This is a genomic window from Aquiflexum sp. (assembly GCF_977115555.1).
The window spans coordinates 1-1632 of record NZ_CDSBKL010000618.1 but is presented as its reverse complement, the minus strand read 5'-3'; the positions used below and the strand labels follow the sequence as shown (position 1 = coordinate 1632).

Genomic DNA, 1632 nt, shown 5'->3' with positions numbered 1-1632 from the left:
TTATTGGCGCCAAAGTCGTTTCCTTTGATGATACCAAAGCCTTGGCGATACCGGGTGTGAATAGGGTGGTCAAAATAGAAGGAGCGGGAATTCCTCCGGGATTGGACAAAGCACTTGAGGGAATTGCAGTCATTGCAGACAATACCTGGGCGGCCATGAAAGGCCGGGAAGCTTTGGAAATTGAGTGGGACTTGGGACCTAACCAAACCTACAACTCTACAAAGCAATTGGAAGAAATGCTCCAAAGTACCACCAAAGACGGAAAAGTCAGAAGGGAAAGGGGAAACTTCTCGAATGCCCAAAAGTCGGCAGGAAAAGTTTTGGAAAGAACTTATCTGGCTCCTTTCTATGCTCACGCTACCATTGAGCCACCTGCCGCGATTGCACATTATCAGGGCGATGGGATCTGTGAAATATGGGCTCCGACCCAACACCCACAATGGGCAAGGCAGGCAGTTGCTACTGCTTTGGAACTTGATCTTGACAATGTAAAAATGAATGTCACTTTGCTCGGAGGAGGATTTGGAAGGAAATCAAAACCTGACTTTATCGTGGAAGCAGCTATCCTTTCCAAAGCTGCCAAATCACCTGTAAGGGTTCAATGGACAAGAGAAGACGATCTTCATTTTGACTTTTTCCACTCCCACAGTGCGCAAAGGATCAAAGCAACGATTGACAAAAACGGAAACTTCACAGGATGGAATCACCACACGGTTTTCCCTGCCATAGGAGCCACCGGCAGCACTACCGAACTCCATCCCTCTGATGGGGAATTGGGTTTGGGCTGTGCCGATTTCCCTTATGATGTACCAAACATCAAAATCGAAACCCACGAGTCAACAGCCCATACCCGTATCGGATGGCTTCGGTCTGTCAGCAATATCCATCATGCTTTTGCGATTGGGTGTATGATGGATGAAATCGCCGAAGCCCGTGGCATCGATCCTGTAAAGCATGCGATCCAGATGCTTGGTGAGGACCGCAATATTGAATTCAAACCGGAAACAGATGGAAAGTATGAAAACTACGGAGAGCCGATAGAAACTTTCCCATGGAATACCGGAAGGATGAAAAAAGTGATCGAAAGGGTTGCCAAAGAAGCCAATTGGGACCAAAAACTGGCAGAGGGAAAAGCGGTTGGCTTTGCAGCGCACAAGAGCTTCCTGACCTATGTCGCATGCATAGTGGTAGTGGAAAAAGACAGTTCGGGCAAAATCTCCATCCCTGAAGTCTTCTATGCGGTGGATTGTGGTATAGGGGTGAATACAGACAGGATCCGCTCACAGTTTGAAGGCGGGGCGCAGTTTGCGACAAGTTTGGCGACCACTTCAGCCATCACTTTCGAAAATGGGATCCCACAGCAAAACAACTTTGATGGCTATCAGATCATCCGAATGCCCCAATCTCCGAAAAAAATCCATGTCCATATCATCGAGAGCATGGAAAAACCAACTGGTGTCGGTGAACCTCCGGTACCACCGTTCATCCCGGCCCTATGCAATGCAATGTATAAACTGACAGGAGAAAGGATCTATCAATTGCCATTTAAGGCTTAATTCTTCACCAAGACCTTTGAGGTATAAAAAACCTCAAAGGTCTTTTTCTTTTCGGTGCTGGCATTTTTTAAATTTC

General features: G+C 47.0%; 1 protein-coding gene. It reads left to right on the top strand.

What is annotated here, in order from left to right; genetic code table 11:
• On the top strand, positions 1 to 1556 hold a 1556-nt coding region (locus ACZFYI_RS20150), incomplete at its 5' end, for a xanthine dehydrogenase family protein molybdopterin-binding subunit (protein ID WP_462525911.1).
• Between the last annotated feature and the right edge of the window lie 76 nt (positions 1557 to 1632).